This window comes from Massilia sp. TSP1-1-2 (genome assembly GCF_049896185.1).
In the GTDB taxonomy this organism is placed as follows: Bacteria; Pseudomonadota; Gammaproteobacteria; order Burkholderiales; family Burkholderiaceae_D; genus Telluria_A.
Genome location: NZ_JAFCTU010000051.1, coordinates 1 through 26353 on the forward strand (window position 1 = coordinate 1; position 26353 = coordinate 26353).

At 62.1% G+C, this 26353-nt stretch carries 23 protein-coding genes and 2 pseudogenes; 14 read left to right on the plus strand and 11 right to left on the minus strand.

Annotated features, from left to right (window positions below; genetic code table 11):
• The 8 genes and pseudogenes from ACP7BV_RS25450 to ACP7BV_RS25485 all read left to right on the plus strand — a co-directional run.
• Positions 1-693 (plus strand): annotated as a pseudogene (locus tag ACP7BV_RS25450) (hypothetical protein); the annotation flags it as partial.
• Positions 694-717: 24 nt separating this feature from the next.
• Complete coding sequence (locus ACP7BV_RS25455) at positions 718-969, plus strand: AraC family transcriptional regulator ligand-binding domain-containing protein (RefSeq protein ID WP_426107685.1); 252 nt, start codon at positions 718-720, stop codon at positions 967-969.
• Positions 970-996: 27 nt separating this feature from the next.
• Positions 997-1116, plus strand: a complete 120-nt coding sequence (locus ACP7BV_RS25460) for a helix-turn-helix domain-containing protein (protein ID WP_426107686.1) — start codon at positions 997-999, stop codon at positions 1114-1116.
• A 368-nt stretch (positions 1117-1484) separates the two neighbouring features.
• Positions 1485-2795 (plus strand): carbohydrate-binding protein, encoded by a 1311-nt coding sequence (locus ACP7BV_RS25465; RefSeq protein ID WP_426107687.1) that lies wholly within the window; start codon positions 1485-1487, stop codon positions 2793-2795.
• A 258-nt stretch (positions 2796-3053) separates the two neighbouring features.
• Complete coding sequence (locus ACP7BV_RS25470) at positions 3054-4004, plus strand: DUF4424 family protein (RefSeq protein ID WP_426107688.1); 951 nt, start codon at positions 3054-3056, stop codon at positions 4002-4004.
• Positions 4005-4409: 405 nt separating this feature from the next.
• Positions 4410-5528 carry an acyl-CoA dehydrogenase family protein gene (locus tag ACP7BV_RS25475; RefSeq protein ID WP_426107689.1) on the plus strand — a complete coding sequence of 373 codons (1119 nt, stop codon included), beginning with the start codon at positions 4410-4412 and terminating at the stop codon, positions 5526-5528.
• A 9-nt stretch (positions 5529-5537) separates the two neighbouring features.
• Positions 5538-6401, plus strand: a complete 864-nt coding sequence (locus ACP7BV_RS25480; RefSeq protein ID WP_426107690.1) for a phosphate/phosphite/phosphonate ABC transporter substrate-binding protein — start codon at positions 5538-5540, stop codon at positions 6399-6401.
• Positions 6379-7581 (plus strand): ferritin-like domain-containing protein, encoded by a 1203-nt coding sequence (locus tag ACP7BV_RS25485; RefSeq protein WP_426107691.1) that lies wholly within the window; start codon positions 6379-6381, stop codon positions 7579-7581. Before ACP7BV_RS25480 ends, ACP7BV_RS25485 begins: the two co-directional genes overlap by 23 nt.
• 9 nt (positions 7582-7590) lie before the next feature.
• On the opposite strand, the gene ACP7BV_RS25490 is transcribed toward ACP7BV_RS25485, so the two are convergent.
• The 3 genes from ACP7BV_RS25490 to ACP7BV_RS25500 form a co-directional block, all read right to left on the minus strand.
• On the minus strand, positions 7591-8292 hold the full coding sequence (locus ACP7BV_RS25490; RefSeq protein ID WP_426107692.1) for a hypothetical protein: 702 nt from the start codon (positions 8290-8292) through the stop codon (positions 7591-7593).
• A 61-nt stretch (positions 8293-8353) separates the two neighbouring features.
• Positions 8354-9220 carry a restriction endonuclease gene (locus ACP7BV_RS25495; protein WP_426107693.1) on the minus strand — a complete coding sequence of 289 codons (867 nt, stop codon included), beginning with the start codon at positions 9218-9220 and terminating at the stop codon, positions 8354-8356.
• A gap of 89 nt (positions 9221-9309) precedes the next feature.
• Positions 9310-10131 (minus strand): surface-adhesin E family protein, encoded by an 822-nt coding sequence (locus ACP7BV_RS25500; RefSeq protein WP_426107694.1) that lies wholly within the window; start codon positions 10129-10131, stop codon positions 9310-9312.
• A 286-nt stretch (positions 10132-10417) separates the two neighbouring features.
• Between ACP7BV_RS25500 and ACP7BV_RS25505 the strand changes: the two genes are divergently transcribed.
• The 4 genes and pseudogenes from ACP7BV_RS25505 to ACP7BV_RS25520 form a co-directional block, all read left to right on the plus strand.
• Complete coding sequence (locus ACP7BV_RS25505) at positions 10418-11224, plus strand: TorF family putative porin (protein ID WP_426107695.1); 807 nt, start codon at positions 10418-10420, stop codon at positions 11222-11224.
• A gap of 13 nt (positions 11225-11237) precedes the next feature.
• Positions 11238-11648 carry a hypothetical protein gene (locus tag ACP7BV_RS25510; protein WP_426107696.1) on the plus strand — a complete coding sequence of 137 codons (411 nt, stop codon included), beginning with the start codon at positions 11238-11240 and terminating at the stop codon, positions 11646-11648.
• Between the two features lie 78 nt (positions 11649-11726).
• Positions 11727-12209, plus strand: coding sequence for a PDC sensor domain-containing protein (locus ACP7BV_RS25515; protein ID WP_426107697.1), 483 nt, complete (start codon positions 11727-11729; stop codon positions 12207-12209).
• An 81-nt stretch (positions 12210-12290) separates the two neighbouring features.
• Positions 12291-13356: pseudogene (locus ACP7BV_RS25520) on the plus strand (methyl-accepting chemotaxis protein); the annotation flags it as partial.
• A gap of 12 nt (positions 13357-13368) precedes the next feature.
• On the opposite strand, the gene ACP7BV_RS25525 reads toward ACP7BV_RS25520, so the two are convergent.
• The 7 genes from ACP7BV_RS25525 to ACP7BV_RS25555 form a co-directional block, all read right to left on the minus strand.
• Positions 13369-14241, minus strand: coding sequence for a hypothetical protein (locus ACP7BV_RS25525; RefSeq protein WP_426107698.1), 873 nt, complete (start codon positions 14239-14241; stop codon positions 13369-13371).
• A 59-nt stretch (positions 14242-14300) separates the two neighbouring features.
• Complete coding sequence (locus ACP7BV_RS25530; protein WP_426107699.1) at positions 14301-14780, minus strand: hypothetical protein; 480 nt, start codon at positions 14778-14780, stop codon at positions 14301-14303.
• 332 nt (positions 14781-15112) lie between these two features.
• A complete protein-coding gene (locus tag ACP7BV_RS25535) occupies positions 15113-15730 on the minus strand; it encodes a tetratricopeptide repeat protein (RefSeq protein ID WP_426107700.1) in 618 nt (205 codons plus the stop codon).
• Between the two features lie 95 nt (positions 15731-15825).
• A complete protein-coding gene (locus ACP7BV_RS25540; RefSeq protein ID WP_426107701.1) occupies positions 15826-17925 on the minus strand; it encodes a bifunctional 2',3'-cyclic-nucleotide 2'-phosphodiesterase/3'-nucleotidase in 2100 nt (699 codons plus the stop codon).
• A 100-nt stretch (positions 17926-18025) separates the two neighbouring features.
• Complete coding sequence (locus tag ACP7BV_RS25545; RefSeq protein WP_426107702.1) at positions 18026-19012, minus strand: DUF535 family protein; 987 nt, start codon at positions 19010-19012, stop codon at positions 18026-18028.
• Positions 19013-19168: 156 nt separating this feature from the next.
• Positions 19169-20584 carry a heavy metal sensor histidine kinase gene (locus tag ACP7BV_RS25550; RefSeq protein WP_426107703.1) on the minus strand — a complete coding sequence of 472 codons (1416 nt, stop codon included), beginning with the start codon at positions 20582-20584 and terminating at the stop codon, positions 19169-19171.
• Positions 20562-21236, minus strand: a complete 675-nt coding sequence (locus ACP7BV_RS25555) for a heavy metal response regulator transcription factor (protein ID WP_426107704.1) — start codon at positions 21234-21236, stop codon at positions 20562-20564. Before ACP7BV_RS25555 ends, ACP7BV_RS25550 begins: the two co-directional genes overlap by 23 nt.
• A 196-nt stretch (positions 21237-21432) precedes the next feature.
• On the opposite strand from ACP7BV_RS25555, the gene ACP7BV_RS25560 reads away from it, so the two are divergent.
• Positions 21433-22266, plus strand: coding sequence for a universal stress protein (locus tag ACP7BV_RS25560; protein WP_426107705.1), 834 nt, complete (start codon positions 21433-21435; stop codon positions 22264-22266).
• A gap of 165 nt (positions 22267-22431) precedes the next feature.
• Here the strand turns inward: ACP7BV_RS25560 and ACP7BV_RS25565 are convergent, their stop codons facing one another.
• Positions 22432-22950 carry a TadE/TadG family type IV pilus assembly protein gene (locus ACP7BV_RS25565; RefSeq protein WP_426107706.1) on the minus strand — a complete coding sequence of 173 codons (519 nt, stop codon included), beginning with the start codon at positions 22948-22950 and terminating at the stop codon, positions 22432-22434.
• Between the two features lie 219 nt (positions 22951-23169).
• On the opposite strand from ACP7BV_RS25565, the gene ACP7BV_RS25570 reads away from it, so the two are divergent.
• On the plus strand, positions 23170-26220 hold the full coding sequence (locus ACP7BV_RS25570; RefSeq protein WP_426107707.1) for a PAS domain S-box protein: 3051 nt from the start codon (positions 23170-23172) through the stop codon (positions 26218-26220).
• Positions 26221-26353: the final 133 nt, after the last annotated feature.

The window sequence follows — 26353 nt, forward strand, 5'->3', positions numbered from 1 at the left end:
GCATGCCCCATGATGCGTTATCTAAGATTTGTTTACAACAACTTTCTACACTGTGCGCTCAGGCTGAATAGTCACGAGGTTTATACCTACAAAGGTGGCCATATTTACCGTTTTACTGCCCACGCCGACACGCAAAAAAAAGACGAGGTGATACGGGCACAAGCGTTCTTGGGAAACATGAAGGGCCGTGCCACTTTTGAGATCCCATCTGAAAAAGGTGTTTGTTTTCCGCACAGTTTTCTAAGGACCGAGGGCCATCCAACCTATGAGGTTGGCGCCGCAATGCGTTTAGTTGACTATCCCGAAGTCGAAATTTTCTTTGAAGATTCTTTCCGCTTGGAACCGGGGCCGGGGAGTACAAGTAGGGATTCAAAGTCGCAGGTAATTTTTTTTGTGGAAGCCGTATTATCGAACCAGTATTCGGAGCCGGCGTATCACTGGTACCCCGCTTCCTTTATGATGAGCGGCAACGTGGGCAAGGCGGCCTTCGTGAATGTTCGTCGTGGCGATAATGGAAATGATTTTGTTTTCATCGCCGCTGCCACTGGCGCCACTGGTCAAACGGTTTCGTCTCGTGATCTTTTACTTTATATCTCGCGCAACTCGGCGCGGGCGAAGGGTACGCCGATTTCAGAAGCGAAATTTCGGGCGCTTGCCGAAGCGATAGCCATGTCTGTAAAACCAATCCGATAAGTTGTCTTGAAAGTTCAAAGGGGAGTGACGGTTGTAGCCATTGCGCTGGCGGCATCGGACAGTCCGCGGCCCGCCGTGCTCGATCTGCTCACTTTTACGATGATGGCCGCGCCCAAGCTCGAGGTGGCTCTGCAGCACTTTGTACGCTACCTGCGCATCATCAGCGATGCAGCCACCTTCACGCTGGAAGCCGACCCCATAGGCGATCAGTGGCTGCGACTTGACATTGAAGGCGCGTTCTTCCGGTGCCGCGCCAGCGATGCGAGCTCATCCTGATCACGATCCTCAATATCTGCCACTGGATTGCCAGCAAACCCATCGTGCCGGTGGCGATCGGGATTTGCCGACCAGAGCGCCTTCTGCCGTGCTTTCCAGCGCTGGTTCGGCGTCTCGCCCAGCCAGTTCAGGCGGGGTGAAGTGTAGGGTGATGTGAGCGAATCAAGCGAACAGCGCGACGCTGCAGCTGCACGTGCTGCGCCACATCAGCAAGCGCTGCAGGAGTGATACCCGGTGGTTGGCGTCAACTATCGTGCCCCGCCAACAGGGCAATCGCCTCAAAAAGCGGCCCCGGCTCACCAAATGCCTGGCGCGTCGGAAGCAACTTTGGCGTAAATCCCACAGAACTGAGCCGAAACGGACCTTACCCTTGTGCGTGTTTTGACAATACGTCAAATGTGCAAGATACTTGACTACGCTGGAAGCGTTTCCATTAGACTGGTATCGCTGACAGTGGCGGCTGGAACTGTACAGCGCAGGTAGAACCCCTCACTATAAATTCGGAGACTTTCAACATGAAGATAAAGACGATTAGCGTCGTGCTGGCATCAACATTGACCGCCGGTACCATCGCCGGTTGTGGCGGCAGCACGGCGCCGGACAGCGCAGCTGGCGGGCAGGCCCCGGCATTCCTGGCGCAGACAGTCACTGCCCTCGCCGCAAGCTGCACACTGCAGGCGGAAAGTTATTCCGCCGCGTTTGACACCACTGCTGGCAATACAGGAAACCAATTTCGCACTGACAACGTCGATATTGAAGCCACTACCGATGCCGGCGGAGGTTACGACGTTGCCTGGACCGCCAACGGCGAATGGCTGGCGCACAACAACGTCACCTTTCCTACCACCGGTCCCTATACCCTCGCGTACCGCGTTGCGGCCCCTTCGGCCGGCGGCGTGATTTCGGCCGACCTGAATGCAGGCGCGATCCAGCTGGGCACCACGTCGATTCCCGCAACGGGCGGCTGGCAGAACTGGACCACGGTGCAGCGCACCATCAACGTCAATGCCGGTACCTACAACCTCGGTACCTTCATCAGCAGCGCGGGCTTCAACCTTAACTGGATCAGTATCGCCGGCGCAAGCTGTGGCAGCACGCCTCCACCTCCGCCGCCGCCACCGACCGGATGGACGCTGGCCTGGGCGGACGAGTTCAACGGCACCGCTTTGGACACCTCGAAGTGGAACATCGAGCTCAACGGCAATGGCGGCGGCAACAACGAGCTGCAGTACTACACCGCGCGTCCCGAGAACATCCGGGTCACCGGCGGCGAACTGGTGATCGAAGCGCGCAAGGAAGCCTATATGGGCAAGCAGTACACCTCGGGCCGCATTACCACCCAGAACAAGGCCAGCTGGCAGTACGGTCGCATGGAAGCGCGCATGAAAATCCCGACCGGGAAAGGTACCTGGCCGGCTTTCTGGATGTTGGGTAACTCAATTAGCAGCGTGGGCTGGCCCGCAAGTGGCGAAATTGACATCATGGAGCACATCAATTCCGAAGCGTTTACCCATGGCACCATCCACTGGTCGGATCAAAACAACGTGTATGCCAATTATGGCGGACCATCGGGCAGCCTGGACTATTCGCAGTACCACGTCTATGCCGTGGAGTGGGATGCCTCGGCGATCCGCTGGTATGTGGACGGTAACAAGTTTCATGAAGTCAATATCGCCGGCGGCATCAACGGCACCTCGGAGTTTCATGCACCGTACTTCCTGCTGTTTAACCTGGCCGTGGGCGGCAACTGGCCTGGTAATCCGGATGCATCGACCGTCTTTCCGAACCGGATGCAGGTTGACTACGTTCGCGTCTATCGCAAGTAAGCCAGATCTGCTGAGTAAGCATTTTCTCTCCATCTAAGCACCCGGCAAAGCGCTCCGAACAGGGGCGCTTTGCCGCGCTGCCTTGTCGGCACTGACCCGGTGCCGGGCTTGCTGAGCGGCACACGGCTTACCTGCCGTCCCGGCGGGAGAGCGTGGCCAGCAGCTGGCAGGCATCAAAATTTGCCTGGCCGGTCGCAATGTGCCAAGCTGCTAGGATTGCAATGCTGCCACCGCACATGAACCCTAGCGAGAGAGCCTATGTCCCTTAAAAAATTTTTACTGTGGGCAGCCTGGCTCGTCTTGGCACAGCCGGCCGCGAGGAGCGCCGCATTGCCTCCTGCAACAAGTCCGGTCGCGCTCAAGAAGCAGGTCCTCGATGTTTCCGCCACCTGGATCGATAACCAGCTCGACTTCGTGAACGAGTCAAACGCCGAGGTGACGCAGCAGATGGTGTATGCGCTACCGCAGTACCGGTCCCGGCTCGGCTCAACAAGCAGGCTTGTCGAGCCGGGCTTCGACCCAGAAAAGCCGCGGTGGCACAGGTTTGCGGTCGAGGTTGATGGCAAACCGGTGCCGTTCCAGCGTACGGTGGATGCCATCTACCAAGGCCGCTCCATCAAGACGAAACTTCAGCAGCTCGGCCTGAACGAAGACCAGATTGCCTACGGTTCAGTCGAAAATTTCGGCGCGATCAAGCAGTTGAGCGCCGGCCAGGTGCGGCAGCTGGTCGCACTCGGCTTGATGACCGGCAAGCCCGACCGAACCAGCGGCGCTTACTGGAGCGTCAAGGTCAGTTATACCTGGCAGCAAAAGTTCCTCCCTCATCAGAGCGTCCATGTCGGCCACAAGTTTGCCCCCAATGTCGTGCGCGGACTGGACGAAGTGCCCCGGTTGGCCGGCTTTTCCGAAAAATACTGTGCCGATAAAAACTTTATCACGGGTTGGAACAAGCTGCGCACGCATTCAGGCAGGCCCGTCAACGCCTTCTTCGTGTCGCACCTGCTGGCCGGATCGCCATACCATGTGATCGAAGATTTCACGCTCAAGCTCCGCAAAAATTTTGCCGACGACCTGGTTACACTGTGCTTCCCCGGCAAGGTTAAAAAAATTGGGGAGATGCAATACCAGCTTCATCTGCAAAACTTCCGCCCGGTCCAGGATCTGGAAGTGTACTTCGGGGCTGGCGAGCTGGGCCGAGGGGCTGGATAGCCTTGATCACTGCCTCGATCTCGACCAAAGATCGTGCGCCCCGATCGCATGGCCGAGAATATTGCCGTGCTCGAATGTGCGTAATTCCCGCAGCCCGCAGGGCGACTCTGCTAAACTGCGCCAACTCTTGTGTTTGATTTGTACCGGCCCGCCGTAGCGCCGATGTCACCGCCACCATGGTGCATCGGGTCCGACGGCCCGCGTGTGGCTGGTGCGAACGTCCGGCACGAGGGTATGTACCGTTTCCAAGCGCTGCCACGGGCAGGTCGAGCAGAACATAGAGAGGTGCGCCGTGTGGATCGGGCCAATTCCGGTCGTCCGCATGCGTGTCCGGCCTTGTGCGCCGCCACGCCCCATCTGTATCGCTCACCTGCATGCCGCGCCCTCCATTGAACAAAGGGACCCATGCCATACCTGCAAACACTCGACCAGATTATCGCCGCCACCATCGCCCCGGCCGCAACTGCCCTTGACCGCGACGCGCAATTTCCCCGCGCCGCCATCGATGCGCTTGGCAAAGCCGGCTTGCTGGGCTTGATCAGCAGTACCGACGTGGGCGGGATGGGACTGGGCCTGCTTGAAGCGGCCGGCATGATCGAACGCATCGCCAAGGCTTGCCCGTCAACCGCGATGGTGGTCTGCATGCACCTGAGCGCCACCACCGTGCTTGAAAAAACCGGCAGCGAACAGGTACGGCGCGACATCGCCGCCGGGCGCCACCTGAGCACCCTGGCCTGGTCCGACACCGGCACCCGCAGTCACTTCTGGGCGCCGGCCGGCACTGCGCGCAACGTCGGCGACGCCATCGCCATCGACGCCAGCAAGACCATGGTCACGTCCGCGGGCGAAGCCGACTCGTACATCTGGTCGACCAAGCCGCTGGCGCACGAAGGCGCCAGCACCTTGTGGCTGGTCGACAGCAAGAGCGCCGGCCTGAGCGAAGTCAAACCGTTCGACGGCATGGGTTTGCGCGGCAACCGTTCCTCGCCGCTGATTGCCGACGCGGTGCGCGTGTCGGCGGCCAACATGCTCGGCGCCGACGGCGGCGGCTTCGACATCATGATCGGCAGCGTGCTGCCGGTATTTTCAGTGCTGATCGCCTCGTCCTCGCTCGGGCTGATGGAAGCGGTGCTGGAAGCGGGCTGCGCGCACGCCAGCGGCAGCAAGCTGGAACACCTGGGCAGCACGCTGGCCGAGCTGCCGACGATTCGCGCCTACCTCGCGCGCGCCCGGATCGAAGCGGACCAGGTGCGCACGCTGCGCGACGACACGCTCGCCGCGCTGGCGGCCAACCGTCCGGACGCGATGCTGCGCGTGATGCAGGTGAAAGCGGCAGCGGCCGAAGCGGCTTTGACCGTCACCGACACCGCCATGCGCGTGTGCGGCGGCGCGGCCTTTCGCAAGGACGTGGGCGTGGAGCGCTATTTCCGCGATGCGCGGGCAGCGTCGATCATGGCGCCAACGTCCGACGTGCTGTACGACTTCATCGGCAAGGCCATCTGCGGCATGCCGGTTTTCGGATAAGGGGGCGCGATGAACACACCACTGATGATGGGCGCGGTCGCCTACGCGCCCAAGGTCGTCACGATCTGGGAAGGCTTCAAGGCCTGGTTTCGCGAGAACGGCGTCGAATTCGACTACATCCTGTATTCCAACTATGAACGCCAGGTCGAGGCGCAATTCGACGGCACCATCGCCCTGGCGTGGAATTCGCCGCTGGCGTGGGTGCGCGCCGAGCGCATGGCGCGCGCCAGGGGCCAGCAGGTGCGCGCGCTGGCCATGCGCGACAGCGATTGCGACCTCACCTCGGTGCTGGTTACGCGCGTGGACGCGGCCGGCGGCGCCGGTTCGCTTGACGCGCTGCGCGGCAAAGTGATCGGCTTTGGCGCCATCGATTCTCCGCAGGCCAATCTGATCCCGCTGGACTATCTGCGCCAGCACGGCATGCTGGCCGGGACCGGCTTTCAGGCGCGCCGCTTCGACGTTTTGGGCGGCAAGCACGGCGACCATATCGGCGGCGAGCGCGATGCGGCGCTGGCCCTGATGGCCGGCGAGATCGACGCCGCCTGGATGATCGACAGTAACCACATGGCGTTCTCGCGCGAGGGCGTGCTGCCGGCCGGCGCCACGCGCATCATCGCGCGCACTGCGCACTTCGATCACTGCAATTTCACCGTCAGTCCCGGCGCGCCGGAGGCGCAGGTCGCGCGTTTTGGCGAGTTGTTGATGGCGATGAGCTGGGACGATCCGGTCGTGCGCCCCTTGCTGGAACTGGAAGGCTTGCGCGCCTGGCTGCCGGGCCGCACCAGCGGCTACGACGCCCTGATACGCGCGGTTGACGATGAACGCTTTTACAGCCCGGAGGGCATCATCCTTGCAAGCGATTATCGATATTGAGGAACTCGGGTTTGATGCCGGCGCCCACATCCTGCTCAAGCATGGCCTGCAGGGCGTGGCGCCGGGCGCCGAACTGGCGGTCGTGGGCAGCGCCACCGGCTGGCAGGACCAGCTGGCGACCTGGTGCCGCAACCAGGGGCACCAGTGGCGCACCGAGCAACGCGATGGCCGCATGCACGCGCTGGTACGGCGCGGCGACGCGCAGGCCGGACGCTGGCGCGGCGCCATGCACAGCGGGCATGCCGATCCGGCGCAAGATGGCGCCGTGGCGCCGCTGGCCCAGGCGCGCTGGGGCCTGGCCGCGCGCGGCGCCACCATCGAGGCGGGCGCGCCCGAGATGCACTTCCGGCTCAATCAAAAAAGCGAAGTATGGGTCGAGCGCGCCGCCGACCTGTACGCGCAGGCCGCCGCGCTGCAATGGAATCCGGCCACCGCCATCGACTGGGATGCGCAGTTTACGCTGCCCGACATGGTTGAAGATGCCGTGGTCCAGGTACTGACCTACATGATTGAAAATGAAGTGGCGGCGCTGGTGGTGCCGGCGCGCTTTTTGGGGCAGTTGCATCCGCACTTTCGCGAAGTGCAGGCGGTGCTGGCGATCCAGGTCGCCGACGAGGCGCGCCACATCGAGGTGTTCACCCGGCGCTTGCGCCTGAAGGGCAGGGAGCCGGCGCTGTCGACCGCGGGCGGGCAAAATTCGCTCAAGACGCTGCTCGACGAGCCGGATTTTTCGATTGCCGAATTTTTGCTGTCGGTACTGGGGGAGGGCACCTTCGTGAGCCTGCTGCATTTCCTGCACTTGCACGCGCCCGACCCGGTCACGCGCCAGATCGCCCGCCTGGCCGCGCGCGACGAGGCCCGGCACGTGGCCTTTGGCATGATGCACCTGCAGGGGCGCATCGAACAGGAACCGGCGTTTCGCACGCGCCTGGCCAATGCCGTGCAGACGCGCAACGATGCGTTGGCGGGCACCTCGGGGCTGAATGAAGCAGTGTTCGACGCGCTGATCTTGCTGGCGGCGGGGGCATTGACCCCGAGCGCGATTGCGGACGGCTACGCCAAGGTGCAGCAACTGATGGTCGACATGGCCGACGGGCGCCAGGCGCGGCTGGAAAAGCTAGGCTTCGACAAACACGCGGCGCAGCAGCTGTCGGCGCTGCACACGCGCAATTTCATGTAGGGGCGCGCCCTATCGCTTGCATCTTGCCACTTCTGCTTGGCGGTCACGGATATTCTGTTGGGCTTCAGCATTCCCACGGAGGTAGTAATTGCTGGCGTCGATGTCCAGCTTTCGCCTTGCGCGCTCGTCTGGACAGGGGATGACAAGCGGTGCACTGCGGGCCCCCGTGTCAATGCGAGTGACGATGTTATTCTGCGTGTAGACATAGATGATTCGCCCCGGCCGCTCAAAGATGAGTTGATCCATCGTTGAGGACGCTGAGACGCTGCTGTTGCTTCGTGCAGGGTTCCCAAGTGCATCGCGCAGCTCATCACGCGTCATTCCAACGAGCGCTTCTCGCCTCGATATTGCGTCGCGGACGTGTTCACGCTCTGCAAGTCTTGCCGCCTGCCTCTTGTAATCCTGTACGGTCGAGGACTCGTTGACCGGTGTAACTGAAGGCGCCCTAATGGCTCGCTGGTCTCCTGAATCACAGGCGGTATTCTGGTACGCCATCTTCCCGCCAGCTTGAGTGCAGCGAAAGATTTCGGCGTGCAAGGAAGGTAGCAAAAGTAGTAAGGGAATTAAAACGGTGGGTTTTAGCCATCGATCCACAATTTGCTTCGACATTTTTTCTCGTTTAGGGTGCGCAGTAACATGGTAACTTTTGTTTGCTTTTTTGGCAATACGCGAATTTTTACCAAACGCATCAGTTCCCTCCGCAACTAACACGACGGCTGGCGTCCTCACGGTTTAGTCAGCAGAAAACATGTGAACGGGCTGACCGAAAGCGCTAGCCTGGCAATGTTCCCTTGCACTTTGGATAGCCGCTGCAGCCCCAGAAACGCTGGCCGATCGTGGCGCCACGCTTGGCAACCCGCTGCACCATCTGTATCCCGCACACGGGGCAATGCGGGATGGTTCGGCTATGCTCGGGTGCTGGCGCGGCGCTGCGATTGGGCGACGTTGTTTCCAGCGGCATTGTCGGCGGACTTGCCGTCTGGATCATGCGCGCAAGGCAAGCGCCGTCGAGCAGTTGCACCTTGCGGCCATCGGCAAAGCGCCGGGCATCGGGAGTGAAGGTGCCGGACGTAATCACAAAACCGCCGGTCGCGCCGTGCGCCGCCATGACGCCGTACAGCTCGCGCACGACATTGACGCTGACCTTGATCGTGCGCCACTGCTTGCACTGGACGAAGAACGTCTCGTTATCCTTGTTGAGAACGAGATCGATGCCGCCGTCGGCACCGCCGCCGCCGCGCTCGCTTACCGCATAGCCTTGTTGCCGGAACCACTGGCCGACAACCAGCTCGAACTGCTGCCACGTCATCGCGTTCAGTGCGCTGACACCGTCACCTGCAGCGACATCGTTCAGGAGCGTTGCACGTTGCTGCGCGCGCCGCGCGGAAACGACTGCGCCAACCAGGCAGATGAACGGCAGCAGGTACTGGCCAAAGCCGGCGAGGGTGCGCAACATGATCGCAGCGGCCAGGTTGCCCATCTGGCTTGAAGTAAGTGGCCCGGTCGCCGTCGGGGCGCCGGCAAAGGCGTGCAGGACGAGGTAAAACACGGCGGCAAGGACGACGCCAACCCACCACGGAAAATGGGCTACGATGTCCATCGCGTCTTCGGCGGGACTGGTTTTTCTTTGGCGCGACATGACTAATTGTTTCCGGCTTGGCCCTGATGAGGAAATACCATCGCGCTGGCGAGGCTTGCAGTTGGATCCTAACGGGCCAAGCCCACCCCTTATTTGCTTGCCAAATACTGCTTGTATTTGCAAACCACGGCGAGCTGCGTTGCATTCAAACTCTGAGGGGTGACCGCTTTCATCTTCTCGAGCGCTAACTCTGATGGTTTCACCGACTGCACAATTTTTCCGCTGAAGTCTGCTGCCACAAAGGCTGTCATCGACAGTGGCAGCATTTGTCCTCTGGCGCAGTCATAGTCGGCGAGCGCCTCAATCGATTGATATGAGTACGACTTCGCGCCCGGGATCGCCAACAGTTTTTGCGCCGGGTAGGCGATGCGAACCGCTGCTCGTACCATATTGCCTTTTACGACAACGCTTGCCCGGTCGAGAAATGCCTCGAGGGATGTGGACTTTCCAGCCGAAATCCAGTCGGAAGGCGTGACTTTGGCGCCACCGTTGGCCGCTTCGCACGCTACATCGAGCTGAACTTCGCCGATGGTCTCCGGCACTACCGCATCCATTTTTTCGGCCCGCGTTTGGTCTGGCTCAATTGCGTCGACTGTGCCCCCCAGACCATTGGCTCCCGCAGTCAAAAATCCCTGGATGAGGGCAGATTCCCGGTTTTTGCAATGGTATTTTCGAAGGATGAGTTCGGACTGGTATTGAATCCCTGTCCGTGGCTCTTTTTTCGGTTCAGCGTAGGAAGTGCGAACCCACGCTCGAACCGCGCCATCCTTCACAAGCACACTCGATTTGTCGATGGACATCTCAAAATGCACGTTGTTGCGGACCAGTTCCCACTCTGAAGCGTGCGCACTGACAGCGCAACTTCCACCAATTGCCAGTACGAGCAGCGATTTCTTTACTTTCTTAATCATTTTGCATCCCCATAAAATCTTATCATAGCGCACCAATAAATTGATCCAAAGCAATATTTGTTTTTTATTTGTACAGGCCGGTTAATCCCCACACGGCGGACATCGACGAAAAATCCGCAAAACAACATTTCACACAATTGCCCTGAGTTCGAGTGGACATGGCGCAATCAGGAAGTCTATTCTTCAGCGTGTAAATATCCATTTCGCATAACGGCATAGCCGGGCGGTTGCGCCATCGCTGCCGCAACGGCCCCGGCAAACTTGCCGTTTTTTTACCATGAGCACCATGCAATTGTTAATTGTCAGCCTGGCATTCGCCGTTTGCCTTGCGCCTCTGACCTCTCCCCGTGCCCTTGCCGCAGAAGCCCCACCGGCTGGCGCCGCCGCGCCGGCCGTTGTGCTCAACGCCACACTGGCATCGCAATATGTGTCGCGTGGCCTGCGTCAGAGTTGGGGCAAGCCGGCGCTGCAGGTCGGTGCTGACTTCACCCATCCCAGCGGTTTCTCGGTTGGCACCTGGATGTCGTCGGTCAGCAACCGTTTCGTGGAAAACGGCACGGTCGAATGGGACTTGTACGGTGGCTACGCGGGCACGGCCGGCGAGATCGGCTACAGCGCGCAGCTCTACTATTATCTGTACCCGGGCGCCGCATATACCGATACCGCTAGCGCCACCGCGACCACCTACAATGATGGCGAACTGGCGCTAGGCCTCGCTTACAAGTGGCTGTACGCGAAATACATGCCTACCTGCACAGCCGAATTTTTCGGCATCGCCAACGCCCGCGGCACCGCTTACCTGGACTTCGGCGCCAATGTCGACCTGGGTGATGGTCACACGCTGATGCTCCACATGGGCAATGGCCGGGTGGCGGGCAAGGGCAACGATATCTGGAACTGGCGCGACGCGAAAGTAGGCGTCAGCAAAACTTTTGCCAAGGGCTGGAGCGCCACCGCGGCGTACACGCGCGCCTGGGGCAAGACCGATGTATATGACAGCTACACGCTCGGCAAACCGAATGGCGCCGGCGTGACCGAGTCGTCCAAAGTCGGCAAAGGCACGCTGCTGGTCTCCATCGCCAAGACGTTTTAAAAGGAATTTGAGCATGAAAAATCTACACGGCGACGCCAACACCGCCAACACCGCCAGCAGCGGTGTGCTGCGGCTGTCGCTCATCGCCAAGATCTGCGTCGCGGCAACCGCGCTCGTCGTGCTCAGCCTCGGAGTGACGGCGGCGGTGATCGGCGTCAAGAGCAGCGCCAGCGCCCAGTCCGCAGCAATGCAGCTGACCCGCACGACTGCGCGCGAAGTTGCCGGTGCCTTGCAAACGCGCATCGGCGCCACCCTGGCAACGGTGATCAGCGTCGGCGACATGGTGCACTCGACCAATACGGCCAAGCTTCCACTGCAGCGCGAGCAGATCAATGAAGTGATCAAGTCCACGCTGGTAGCTTCCGGCGACCTGGTCGGCGCATCCGTGTCCATGGAGCCGGACGCGCTCAATGGCAAGGATTGACAATTTGCCGACCAGAAACCGCTGCACGACGCGAGCGGACGCTTCATCCCTTACTGGTCGCGCGACAGCGCCGGCGCCATGCACGTCGAGCCGATGGTCTTTGGCTCCGCGCCCGGCGCCAACGACTGGTACGACATTCCCAAGCGCAATGGCAAGGTGTTCTTTTCCGAGCCGTTCGAGTATCCGATCGACGGCAAGCAAGTGCTGATTGCCTCGCTGGTGGCGCCGATCATGATCGGCGGCGTCTTTCACGGTGTGTCGGACGGCGACTTCATGCTCTCGCGCTTGACCAAGATTTTGGCTGAACAAAAGGTGATGGCGGGCGGCAAGTTAAGCCTCATTTCCAATGGCGGCGTGTATGCCAGCCACCCAAGCGCCGCGCTGCTCGGCAAGAAAGCGGCCGATATCCCGGCGGCCGGTCTGGAGCGGGTGCGCCAGGGCCAGACGTTCGAATTCGAGGACGCCCAGGGTTACCTGCACCTGCTGCAGCCCATGCACATTGATCCCGACATTGCGCCCTGGAGCGTGGATCTGAGCTTTCCGAAGGCCTTGGCCACCTAACCTGCGCGCGAACTGGTGCTCTACACGCTGATGGTGGCGCTGCTTTGCGCGCTGGCCACCGCCGGCATCCTGGTGATGCTGGTCAACCGGCTGACCCGGCCGCTGCGCGTTCTCGGCAAGGCCATGACCCCCATGTCCAGCGGCGACGCCGACCTGCGCGTGCGGCTGGAGGTCAATGGCAAGGATGAGCTGGCCGTGATCGGCAAAGGCTTCAACGATTTTGTCGCCAGGATTCACGCGGTGCTGCTGAGGGTGCAAGCGGGCGCGGCGAACGTGGCCGCATCGAGCGCCGAGATTGCACAGGGCAACAACGACCTGTCGGCGCGTACCGAACAGCAAGCCAGTTCGCTGGAAGAAACTGCCGCCTCGGTCGGACAGTTGACCGGCACCGTCAAGGAAAACGCCGGCAATGCGCGCCAGGCCAATGAGCTGGCGGCCTCGGCCCAGGAGGTGGCAAAAAAGAGCGGCGCGGTGGTGTCCAAGGTGATCGAAACGATGACGTCGATAAATGCATCGTCCAACAAGATCGTCGACATCATCAGCGTGATCGATGGCATTGCCTTTCAGGCCAACATCCTGGCCTTGAACGCGGCGGTTGAAGCGGCGCGGGCCGGCGAACAGGGGCGCGGCTTTGCCGTCGTGGCCGCCGAGGTGCGCAATCTGGCGCAGCGCAGCGGCCGCCAAGGAAATCAAGGTGCTGATCGATGATTCAGTGAACAAGGTTGCCGTTGGCAGCAAGCTGGTCGACGAAGCGGGCCTGACCATGCAACTGGTGGTCGACAGCGTCTAGCGCGTGACCAGCATCATGGCCGAGATTACCGTGGCCACCGACGAACAGAGCCAGGGCATTGCCCAGGTCAACGAAGCGATCGGCCACATGGATGGCGTGACGCAGCAAAATGCCGCGCTGGTCGAGCAAGCCGCCGCCGCCGCCGAGAGCTTGCAAGACCAGGCCGCGCAGCTGGAGGAAGCGGTGAGCCTGTTCAAGCTGGGCGAGCAAGCGCAGGCCAACACCAGGCCGCAGACGCGTCCGGTGCCAGCGCCGGCGGCCCGGCAGCTGGGGACTCTGGGCGCTGGCCGTGCAACGAAGCCGGCAGCCAGACGGCCAGCGGCGCAGGCGCCCGAGGAGGATTGGGAACAGTTCTGAGCGGCCAGTCGTTCAGCTATGGCATGCCTGCTGGGCCAGGCGAGATCCCATTTGCATGCCTTCGGCCACGTCCGCCTCCGAAGGTTCTTCGTCAAACTGTGCGCGCAGCTGGCGCATGCTGCGCGGGTGTTTTGCCGCAAGGCCGTTGGCGGCGCTGTAGGCGATTGCCAGCTTTACATTGCGTTCGCCCAATTGCCCGGCGTCGTAGGCGGTTGACAGCAGGCTCAGCGCAAAGTGATCGCACTGCTGCGCTGCGCGCTGAAGATGGGCAAGCGCTTCTGCTTTCCACTGGCTGCGCGCGGGGTCATCCGCATCGCCTTGCGGTGTCTGTCCTGGGCCAGGTCGGTCCATGTAAAAATCGATCTGCGCGTCGCTCTTTCCAGCGGTCGCGGCAATGGACAGGAAACGCATGCGTTCTTGCACTTCAGCGGGAGAAATGTTGGTACAGACTGTCTTGATTGCATCGCGCTCAAGCAGATCGATCTTGCGCTCGCCTTGGTCGGCATAGTCCGCCACCGGCTCGTCGAGGTTGGCGCAAATGGACAGCGCCTGATACACCGCGTACGCGGCCTCGCCATTTCCGACGCGCGCAGCGCTCGCATGCAAGGCAAGCCATTGCGCCACGCTCAGGCCGTTCAACGCGATCTGGCGGCCGTTGCGTCCAACGTAGCGCCGCTGCGCCTTGGACTGGGGTGGTGCCGCCAGCGTCCACTGGGGTGCAGCAGCGCTGGTGGCAAAAGGCGATGACAGCGGCGTGCCCGGGTAATCTGGTGACACAGTCACCGTCGCAGCTGCGGCTGGCGTGTCGTTGGTGCACAGGTACAGCGTGCCGTAGCAGGCGGCAATGAGTATCAGCATTGCGGTGATGAATTGCGCTCGATTCATTGCCCTCTCCTGAGGCGCGCGGCCGTAGCGCGGCGCGCGCCTGTCATCTCACCGTAAAATTAGTTCCAGAGATAGCAATAGTTCTGGCTGCGTTCCAGGTTGATGCCTGGCGTGCCATCGCTTGCCAGATGCTTCACCCAGCCGTTTGGCTTGGTCCGTGTGGGCGTCGCGTTGCAGTTGCTGTGCACCCAGTGAATGCCGGTGCCGCTGGTGTAAGTAGCACCGCACAATTCCAGGCGTTCGTTGACCCGAATTGCTGCCAGCGAGGCCGGCATGGCTTGCGCATTTTTGATGTAATCGACGGCGTACACATTGTCCATCGCAACGTCGTAGCTTTTGCCATCCTGGTCAGCGCGCAGGTAAAGGCGGGTGTGGGACAGCATCACGCCGTTGATCGACGAACCCGACGCATAGCGCGGTGCCGAGGTCACGGTGCCGGTGATGAATGAGCCGCCGTTCGCAGTGCACATGCTTTGTTCGCTTGCCATGGCTGACAAGGCGGGCAATGACAACAGCAGGACAATCAAAGATTTCTTCAATTTTTTCTCCGGTGCTTGGTGGAAGACGCCACAAATAAAGCTGCGCAGTCTGCGGCGTTGCGGTCAGCGAAATTGCCGATCGACGGGGTAAGTGTAGTACCTAAAACCACCGCAAAAACAATGGTTTTACTTTATCAACATTTGTCGATGCGTTTACGCGACAAGCGCCCAAATGACATTTTCTCGTCATAAACGTGGTGTATCGATGGGCGCACAGTTTTCGTTTAGTGCGATCGCTCAATGCGATCGCTCAGTTCGATCGCTTAGTGCGATCGCTTAGTGCGATTGCTCAGTGCGATCGTTCAGCGCCCTTTTGCCCCATCACTGCGCACTTAAAAATGATTCCAGTTGTTGTGGCGGTGCTCGTTCGCTTCCTTGAGCAAGTGCTGCGCGCGCAGTGCGTCTTTGGACGACTGCGCATCGCCGTGCTGCATGGTCAGCGCCAGTTCCTGCATCGCCGCCGGGTACTCGTGGTCGGCCGCCTGTTCCAGCCAGGCGCGCGCGCGTACCGGATCGGCTCTGCCGGCCTCGCCGTCGCGCAGCATATTTGCCAACAGAAACATCGCGTGCGCGTTGCCGCGTTCGGCCGCGCGGTTCAGCCACGCCATGGCCAGCGCCGGATCGCGCGCGACGCCGTCGCCATTGCGGGCCAGCAGGCCCAGCATGAGTGCCGCGCGCGCGTGTCCCAGTGCTGCTGCACGCGCGTACCATGGCCACGCAGCACCGGGCGCCGGGGGGATGTGCGTGCGCAGGGCGTCGCCCAGCGCACAGGCAGCCTCGGCATCGCCACTGTCTGCGGCCCTAAGCAGCCAGCGCATGCCGTCGGCCGCGCGGGCAGGGCGCTGCGCGTACAACAGCCCCAGCTCGCGCTGCGCCGCCACCGCTCCCTGTTCGGCCCATTGATGCAAGCGCCGCTCGGCGGCGGTTGATTGCTGTTGCGATGCCTGCATCGCGAACGCTTCAATGCGTGCTGCGCTCGGCGCCTGCGGCGCACAGCCGCCCGCCGCCAGGAGCGCTATCCACAGCACAGCGCAAGGGCCATGCCTCACTTGCTTAGGTCCACGGCATACTTGGCAAAGCCGCCACTATCGAGCGCGCCTTCGGCGACGATCGTGGTGATGCCACTGGCGCGTGCCAACGCCAGGTGGCCGGGGGCCGAACGCAGGGTCACCACACCTGCCGTCGCCACCTTGACGAAGCTCCAGCTGCGCGCGCTGCCATGCGTGGCCAGCGTGACCTTGCCGCTGGTCTTGCCAATTTGCCGCAAGTAACTGCTCACGATCGCCTGGTTCGCGTCGGGCGAGCGGATGATGGTCTTGGAACCGTCGATCCCGGGGACGTTGCCGCCGCCGCCTGCGCGGTAATCGTTGGTGGCCACGATAAAGTCATCCGTATCCAGCACGGCCTTGCCCAGGTAAGTCAGGTTGACGACGCGGCTGCCGCCCGGCTTGGTCACGTCAATCTGGTACTTGAGGGCATTGTTTTCGCCATAGAACACGTCGAAATTGTAGATTGTGCCGTAAGACGGTACCAGGTCCTGTTCACTCGCGAGCGCCGGGTTGATCTGTGCAAACTGTTTCGCGGACGCCTCAAGCCACGCTTTCAGGTCGGTGCCCTTGATCTTTACGGCTTGCAAATTGTTATTGCCGTACAAGTAGAGGTCGCCGGGGTTGCGCACCTGCAGGCCGACCGGTGCCGCCGCGCTGGCGCCGGGTGCCACATCGGTGAAGTCGGTCGGGCCGTTGCGCCCCGCCTTGAAGGGCGCGCTGCACGTGATCACGGGGATCGCCTTGTAGCTGGCCAATACCGGATCGGTGCTGGTGGCGATCATGTTTTTCACGTAGTCGAGCTGCGCCTGGTTGACCAATTCGATCGCGCTGACATCGCCCACCAGGGCGAAATAGGCCGACATTTCAAAGTCGGTGGACACGCCCAGTGGCTGCGCGGCATACGCCATGGCGGCGGCGTGCTCATTGGCGACGGTTGCGGCAATGGCGGCGTCGGCGCCGACGTTGGTGTTGCCATCGGTATATTTGAAGCCGCGCGCTTCAACCGTGGTCTTGGCTGGCTGGGTCACCCATTTGCCGCCCTGGTAAGCCATGGTCATCCTGATGATGCCAAGGCGCCGGCCCCAGCTTTGCGCCATGACGGTTGGCACGCCATTGACGAAGCCGTTGACGGCGTCGACACTGGCGGCGGCCGGAATGGCGGCGAGCGACGGGTCGAGGGCCGGGCCGCCGGCTTCCTTCGCTTTTGGAAAGATAAGGTGCGAGTGACCGATCAGCAAGGCGTCGATGCCGGTCTTGGCCAGGTGGTAGCTCTGGTTCTCCATTTTCGGGCTATACGGACTCATGTCCAGACCGCCGTGCGACAGGGCCACGACGACATCGGCGCCCTTGTTGCGCAGTTCGGGCACGTACTGGCGCGCCGCTTCCTGGGCGCCGCCGACGGCGAGCTTGCCGGCCAGGTTCTTCTGGTCCCATTCCAGGATCTGGGGCGGCACGAAACTCATGATGCCGATGTTGAACTTGACCTTCAGCTTGCCGCCGTCCGGGGCGGTCGCGTCGAAATCGCGCGCCAGCAGCGCGTAGGGGGCGAAGATCGGTTTCGCGCTAGCCACCCCAGTTACGTTGGACAATACGAGCGGGTAGGCCGGCGCGCCGCAAGCGCCAGCCGGTTTGCTCACGCCGGGGATGCCAAACTCGGTGTTGGTAACCTGGCTCAGGAACGGCAGGCCGTAATTGAATTCGTGATTGCCCATGCCGCCGCCGTCGAACTTGAGCGCGTTCATGGCTTTATGGATGGCTAAAGTCGCGCTGCACGGCACCGGCGTCGCTACTGCTTGCAGGTCGCCGAGCATGGTGCCTTGGATATTGTCGCCATTGTCGAGCAGTATATTGTTCGGGTTTTCGATGCGTGCGGCGTTAATCAGCGTGGCGGTGCGTTCGAGTCCGAGTGTGACGTCCGGCGTCAGCGCGTAGTAGTTGTAGCTCAGCACGTTAGCGTGCAGGTCGGTCGTTTCTAGCAGGGCAAACGTGACAGTTGTGCCTTCGGGAATGACTGGACCATGGTCCTTGGGGCTGCAAGCGGCCAGGCCTGCCGCCCCCAGGGCGACGATCCACGTTGATACTGGTTTCATTGGCATCCTTGTCGTTATGAGAACAAAGGCGCCACTCTAGTAGCCGATTGTGACCGTGCAATGACCGTACAATGACGCTCAAGTACAGGTCCATTGGTGCAAGCAATCAGGCCAGTGCGCTGCAGGCTGCATCGGCCACGCTCACCAGCAAGTGGTGGCGCTTTTTCGCTTCCGAGCGCTTGCTGGACGCAATCTGCGTCAAGTCCGGCGGCGCCGGGGCCATGCAGGCCAGTGCGAAGTTGCCGTCGCTTTGGCGCAGCGCGCCAAGTTCGCGCCAACTAGTGTCATAGTCAGCCAGCACGCGGCCCTTGCGGATTTGTTGCAACATCACGCGGTTGGCGTTCCCAACCAGTACCAGCGAGTCACAAGCGAACGCGCTGCCAACTTGTTGTATCAGGCGCATCAGCAAGGTGTGCGGACGCAGGCCATGCCAGTCGCGTGTTGCCAGCCGGATCCGCTCGCGCGCATCGGGCGCGCGGCCGCCTTGCAGGCATCCCACGGCAAGCTGATGGTGCTGCCCGGCGCGCATCACCGTAAAGGCGACGGAAAAAATGATGGCGGCACTGTCGCACAGTTGCAAGACCAGTTCGCCCTCGCGTTCCATGCACGTGATGGCAACCAGTTCGAGCCGGTAGTCCAGACCCGATTTTCCGGTAAATCGGGTCAGCACGCGTGGTGCTTGCGCGGCGAGCGCCACGAGCGCGCCGAGCTGGCGCTGCACGATGAAATCGTAGTGCGCACACAGTGCGGCCACGCGTTGCGGGCAATCGAGTCCGCGAAACAGGTACGGGCGGTAGATTTTCTTCAGGATCGCCGGCTGCGCGCCGGCCAGTTGCGCCAGGAACAGCGACGAATTCCAGTAGCTCAGCCACGTACGCGTCGCGCGCCAATTGAAGGCGACCCTGGCGCCAAGCTTGAGCAGTTCGCGCAAGTATGGCAAGCCGGGGGGCGCGCTCGACAAGCTCGCATCCCACGCAATGACGGGAAGCGACAGCGCTATGTTTTTCTCGACGGTGCCGCCGCACACTGCGCCGGGCGCCGCTGATGGGGCGGTGGAAGGGCCAATCATGCTCGTAGGTAGGGCTTGGTTCACGCGATGTCCTGTGGTCAGTGCAGCGAGCGGCCGTCGTGGCCGCCCTCGGGCAAGCGCGGGCGCGAGCTGTACTCATGCTCGGCAGGCCGGCGTGCACCAAACCAGAATCATGGCATATTGACATGGCGGGAGCATGACCCGAAGCTGACCGTTTGGTCAGGTTGGGTTGGCGGCGACGCCCGGAAAGACCAAGCGGGCCACGGTGCCGCGCCCCGCCACGCTGCTGAGCGAAGCGCTGCCCCCATGCAGTTGCATAATGGATTGGACGATGGCCAGGCCCAGGCCTGCGCCGGCGCCATGGCCGGAACGGGCATGGTCGGCGCGATACAGGCGGTCGAAAACGTAAGGCAAGTCTTTGGCGGCGATGCCTTCGCCGTTATCGCTGACCGTGATCTGCGCGCCATGTCCGGACAGCGCTTCGAGCGCGATGCTGATGCGCCCGCCAGAGGGCGTATGGCGCAGCGCATTGATGATCAGATTGGCCAGCGCGCGCCGCAGCAAGCCTGGATCGGCGGCCAGCACGGCAGCGCCACTGATGTCAAGCGCGGTTTCCTGCTCATCGGCAAGCGCCTGGTAAAAAGCGCATACACTGCCGACTTCTTCTTCAAGCACCAGTGTTTGCTTGTCCGCGAACGACTCGGGCGAATCGGTGCGGGCCAGGAACAGCAAGGCGTCGACCATGCGCATCAGGCGCGCGTATTCTTCAGTGGCCGAAACGATGCATTCGCGGTAATCGTCGCCCGAACGCGTTTTTGACAGGGCCAGCTCGGCCTCGCCGCGCAGGATGTGCAGGGGCGTGCGCAACTCATGGGCGATATCAGCGGAAAAACGCGAGACGCGCGCAAACGAATTGTCCAGGCGTGCCAGCAACTGGTCGAAATTGGCCGCCAGGGGACCGAGTTCGCGCGGCCAGCCATCGTCTGCAATGCGGCGGCACAGGTGCGCGGCGCCCAGTTCGTCGATGATGGCCGCCAGGCGCGATACCGGCTCCAGGCTGCGCCGCGCGATCAGGTGGCCGCCAACGATGGCGACCCCCAGCGCGGCCGCCAGTACGCTCAACATGATGCGCTGGTAGGACTTGAGCGTTTGTTCCTCGTCGCTGCGGTCGATCGCCACCTGCACCGTAAAGCCGGACCCGGCGCGCACGCGCGAATACATCACGCGAAATACGGCGTCGCCTCGCCTCCAGTCCCGGCCGCGGTCAGGCTTGCCCGAAACGGCATCCAACGCGGCCGCCGAATTGCCCGTCAAATTGCCGCCCTGCGCCGCCGTTTCCATCAATTGCTTGCCTTCGGCATCCAGGACCCGCATGGACGAGCCGGGCAGCATCACCGTGTCGCGATGCAGCCCCGCCGCGTTGCTCGGGTGCAGCGTCAACAAACGGCTGATGTCGGCGATCTGGCCCGTGAGCCACTGGTCGTCGTCGCGCCGCAGGCAGTCGGCCAGCACCAGATACAACATGGTGCCGGCCGCCGCCACCAGCAGCAAGCTGAGCACGGCATACCAGAGCGTCAGCCGAAAGGCGATCGAGCCGCGCCGGCCGGCGCCGTCAAGGCCTGGCCTCGAGGACATAGCCGACTCCCCGCAATGTGTGAATCAGTTTGCGCTCGCTGGGGTCGTCGACCTTCCTGCGCAAGCGGCGCACGGCCACATCGACGACATTGCTGTCGCCGTCAAAACTGATGTCCCAGATCTGTTCGGCCAGCCGGGTCCGCGTCAACACCTCGCCGGCATGGCGCAGCAGGTATTCGAGCAAGCGGTATTCCTGCGGCGCCAGGTCCAGCAGCTGGCCAGCGCGGGTCGCCTTGTGCCGGACCAGGTCCATGTCCAAATCGTCCAGGCACAGCATGTCGGCCTGGCGCGCCGGACCGCGGCGCGCGGCATTGCGTACCCGGGCGTGCAGTTCGGAAAAGGCAAACGGCTTGATCAGGTAATCGTCGGCGCCCAGGTCCAGGCCCTTGACCCGATTGGCGACCGCATCCAGCGCGCTGAGCAGGATGACCGGTTGGCGCGGCTTGCGATGCTTGATATGCGCCAATACCGCCCAGCCGTCTTGCCCCGGCAGCATCACGTCGAGGACGATGATGTCGTAAGCGCCGCCCAGGGCCAGGTCGAGGCCTTCCACGCCATCGACGGCGACGTCGACCACGTAACCTTCCTCCATGAAGCCGCGCTTGACGAACATGGCGGTCTTCGGTTCATCCTCGATGATCAATATCTTCACTAGCTTCCCCGAACGGCACCGTTTGCACAGGCGTATTCTCGCAGAAAAGTCGCGCCCGACTGCCATTGGTCTTTGCATCGGCCGGGCCAGACCCGATTCTGGTCAGCATGGTCGGCGAATTTGATGCACATCATGGATGCTTTTGTAACAAAAGCTGTACATTTTGCTGTGATCAAAACTCAGTGAGGTGCTTGCAATGTACAAGACTATTCTGGTTCATGTCGACCAATCGCCCCGTTCGGCCGTGCGTACCGATATCGCCGCGCGCCTGGCCGCGCTGCACGACGCGCACTTGGTGGGGGGCGCCGTCACGGGCCTGGCTTCCTATCTGTTTCCACAAACCGGGCTCGATCCTGGCACGCCTGCCATTGCGTTTCCGATCGCCGAACTGCATGCCGAAGCCGACCGCGTCCTCGACCTGTTCGACCAGCGCGCCAGCCGGGCTGGCGTGAACTCCTTCGAACGGCGCCGCATTGACGACGAGGCGGGCGCAGGCATCAGCACGCATGCGCGCTATTGCGACCTGGTCGTCATCAGCCAGTCGGCCTACGATGAATTCACGCCCCGCCTGCGCACGGATTTCCCGGAGTACGTGGTGCTCAACTGCGCGCGGCCGGTGCTGGTCGTGCCGGCCAAGGGCGCCATTGGCGAGGTGGGCACGCGCATCACGGTGGCATGGAACGGCAGCAGCAATGCGGTGCGCGCGATCACCAGCGCCATTCCCATGCTGCAGCGCGCGCAAGCGGTGAATTTGGTGGTGTTGAACTCAGAAGGAGGCGACCAGCACGGCGACACGCCCGGTGCCGACATCGCCCTGTATCTCGCGCGCCATGGCATCCGGGTTGACGTCACCGCCGCCCAGGCCGGCGGCGACGCCGGCGAATCATTGCTGTCGCTGGCGGCGGACCAGGGCGCCGACCTGATCGTCATGGGCGCTTACGGGCATTCCCGCTTCAGCGAGATCCTGCTTGGCGGGGCCAGCCGGACCGCCTTGCTCACGTCCCCGATACCGCTGTGGATGGCGCACTAGGCGCAACGGCACGCTGGAATGCAAAACAACCCGCACGCTCGGCCGAGACGGCGGGTTGTTTTAAGGTTTTTCAAACTTGTTGAACGCAACTGCGTGAACGCAACTGCGTGAATGCAACTGCGTGAACGCAACTGCGTGAATGCAACTGCGTGAATGCAACTGCGCCTACTGGGTAGTTGGTGATCCAACGTAGGGAACATTCATCTCCGCTGTCACCAAAACCCCTTGATCGCCAACGATGCGCCACGTACTGTCGCTGAAAAATTCGTCAAACATGAGCATCTGGACGGTGACACGGATATTCTTGGGCTGTTGCGGTCCGCAGGGGAAACCGTTACACGACACGCCGACATAGACGGGGGAGTCCATCCCGGGCCTGAGCTCAGCTAATTCGATGGTGGCAATTTCCTTGGCAATGGCCACGTTGGCGCCGAACATCGGTTGATTCCAAACCTCGTAGGCTGGCACGCGCGCCAGGTACAAGGCGGCATCATGCGCCGCCTTTTGCGCTACCGAGTAATGCATCAGTACGCGAGAGATAAAAATCGGCAACGCGAGCAGTAGCAGGAGGACGGGCAGGATAATGCCGAACTCAATCGCCGCAACGCCCGCCTGGCGCCGCCTTGGGACCGGCTTATCTCCCGGGGGCAGGCGTTTCCCCGTCAGGTGCAATGTATCAGTCATGTTCTACGCTCCCGTTTCCTTGGCGCTGCCAAGGTTTTGTCAAGTGTCACATTGCCGATTGTAGGGGGCGGCCAAAGATCGAGATTGATCGAAGCCAATGATTGCAAGGCCGAAAATGAAGCGATGGGATGCCGCGAGCGCACGTGTGAAACAATACGTATCGTTGTTTGTTGGCAATAGGGGCTACAATCGAACTTACATCAGCCAAGGCGGTAAGCCATGTCCTCACCTTCTCCAAACGTCGAACGCGATCGCCTGGAAGCGCTGCACGCGACCGGCATGCTCGACACGCCGCCGGAAGAGCGGTTCGACCGCATCACCCGGCTTGCCGCGCAGTTTTTTGACGTGCCCATCTGCCTGGTGTCGTTGATCGATGAAGATCGGCTATGGTTCAAGTCGCGCTACGGGCTGGCCGAGAGGCAAACGGCCCGTTCCGACGCGTTTTGCGCGCACGCCGTCGAAAAACGCGAGCTGATCGAGGTGGAAGATGCGCAGCTCGACCCGCGCTTTGTGCACAATGTGCTGGTCACCGGCGCCCCGCTGATCCGCTTTTACGCCGGTCAGCCGGTCTTTGGCGTGGACGGCCACGCGCTCGGCACGCTGTGCATCATCGACAGCAAGCCGCGCCAGTTGACCGTCGCGCAGATTGCCGCCTTGCGCGACTTCGCGCTGCTGGTGCAAGAAGAATTCACCAAGGCCGCCGTCGCCGAATACGCGCTGCTGCGCAGCAAGGCGCTGCTCGCGTCCGAGGCCAAGTTCCAGGCCACGTTCGAGCAGGCGGCAGTGGGCATCGCCCACGTCGGGCTGGACGGCGCCCTGTTGCACGTGAATCGCAAGTTCGGCGAGATCGTCGGCTATCCCGAGGGTGCCCTGCGTCAACTGACGTTTCAGGACCTGACTCACCCCGACGACTTGCCCATCGATATGCAGTTGCTCAACGAAACCTTGGCCGGCGCGCGCCAGTGGTACTCGATCGAAAAACGCTATATTCACCGCCAGGGCCATTTTGTCTGGATCAACCTGACCGTCGCCCTGCGCCGCGACGAGCACGGCGCGCCCGACTATTTTATTTCGGTCATCGAAGACATCGGGCAAAAGAAGCACAGCGAACTGGCGCTGCATCGTCTCAACGACGAACTGGAAAGCCGGGTTGCGGCGCGCACCGCCGAACTGGAAACGAGCCTGGCCGAACTTGGCTGCGAAGTCGCGCAGCGCATTAGCGTGGCGGCGAGCCTGCGCCGCAGCGAAGAGCACAACCACACCATTCTGGAGGCGTCGCACGACGCCTTTATCGGCATCGACAGCAACGGCATCGTCAACAACTGGAACCGCGCCGCCGAGTTGATGTTCGGCTGGAGCGCCGACGAAGCGATGGGAATCGACCTGGCCGCCACCATCATCCCGCCCGAATACCACCAGGCGCACGGCGCGGGCCTGAAGCGGTTCTTGCAGACCGGGCAAGGGGACAACGTCAACCAGCGCCTGGAGTTGCTGGCGCTGACCAAGCGCGGCGTCGTCATCCCGGTGGAGATGACGATCAGCGCCTACAAGGTCAACGACCAGGTATTCTTCAGCGCCTTTCTGCACGATATCACCGAGCGGCGCGACGCCGCCGCCGCGCTCGAGCAAAAGCAAACCTTGCTCGACGCCGTACTCGACGCGGTCGACGTTGGCGTGCTGGCCTGCGATGCGCAAGGTGAACTGACCCTGTTCAACCGGGCGGCGGCGCAGTTTCACGGCCTGGCGCCAGGCGCGGCCGGCACCACGGCTTGGGCCGCGGTGGCGCGCAATATATACCGGGCCGACGGCAGCACGCCGCTGGCGCGCGAGGAATTGCCGCTGTACCGGGCGCTGGCCGGCGAGAGCGTGGCCAATGCGGAGATCACCATCGTGCGCGAGGGCGAGGCGGCGCGCTTTCTGTTTGCCAGCGGGCAGCGCCTGCTCAGTTCCAGCGGCCAGAGTATGGGCGCGGTGGTCGCCGTCAAGGATGTCACGGCCCTGAAAAACGCCGAGACGCTACGGGCAACCAATGAAAGCCGGCTGCGCGGCATCACCGAGAACCTGCCGTCGCTGATCGGCCATATCGACAAGGATGAGCGCTTCCTGTTCCTGAACGGGCATGCCTTGCGCTTTTACGGCAAGACCGCCGACGAACTGATCGGCAAGGAAGTGCGCACCCTGTATGGCGCTGCCGAGTATGGCGCCGTCAAACCCTACATCGACCAGGCGAAAGCGGGCGCCAAGGCCTCGTTTGAAAGCCAGATGGTGGTGGGCGGCAAGGTCCGGCACTTTTCCGCCGTGTATATCCCTGAAACTGGCGGCGAGCCGGGCGCGCGCGGCTTTTACGCCATGGCAATGGACATTACGGCGCGCAAGAACAGTGAAATCACCCAGGCCGAAAGCGAAGAGCGCCTGCGTACCATCACCGACAACTTGCCGGTATTGATCGCCTACATCGACAGCGACGAAGTCTACCGCTTTGCCAATGCCACGCATGCCAAGTGGTACGGCATCGCGCCGCAGGATATGCTGGGCAAATCCGTGATGGCGGTATTCGGCGCCGAACGCTACGCCGCCGTCAAGCCTTATTTGACGCGCCTGATGGCGGGCGAAGCCACGCAGTACGAGGCCACCGATGCCAGTGCCGCTCCGGTGCGCACCAGCCTGTTGGCCGGCATTCCGCACCTGAAGGACGGGCGCGTCGTCGGCGCTTACCTGATGACCACCGATATCAGCGCCGCCAAGCAGTACGAGGCCCAGCTTCAATTGCTCGCCAGGTCCGATCCCTTGACGGGACTGCCCAACCGGCGCAGCTATGAAGAACGCTTGCGCGAGGCGGCGCTGCGTGGCGTGCGCTCGGGCCGCGCGCTGGCGCTGATGTTCCTCGATATCGATTACTTCAAGCAGATCAACGACACGCTGGGCCACGCCGGGGGCGACGAGGTACTCAGAGAGTTCGCGCACCGCCTGCGCGCGGCGGTGCGTTCGACCGACACCGTGTGCCGTCTGGCCGGGGACGAATTCACGATCATCCTCGAAGGCGTGCTCGAGCTGTCCGAAGCGATTCCCGTGGCCGAGAAAATCCTCGCCGCCGTGCGCGCGCCGTTTTACGCCGAGGGAAGCTTTCGCACCGTCACCGCCAGCATTGGCCTGTCGTGCCAGGGTGCGGACGAGATCGACACGGCCGCGCTGGCGCGCGATGCCGACGCCGCCCTGTACCTGGCCAAAGCGGCGGGGCGCAACCGGTACGCCATTGCCCCTGTGGCGTGATGCCGTAACGCTGCGCGTGGCTGTCCTATCGCAAACGCGCCAGCAAGTGCGACGGACACTAGTGTAGTGCGTCAAACAGATTGAAGCTTATTAAGTTTGGCACGAGCGCGCGTGACTTTGGCAAGAATGTCGG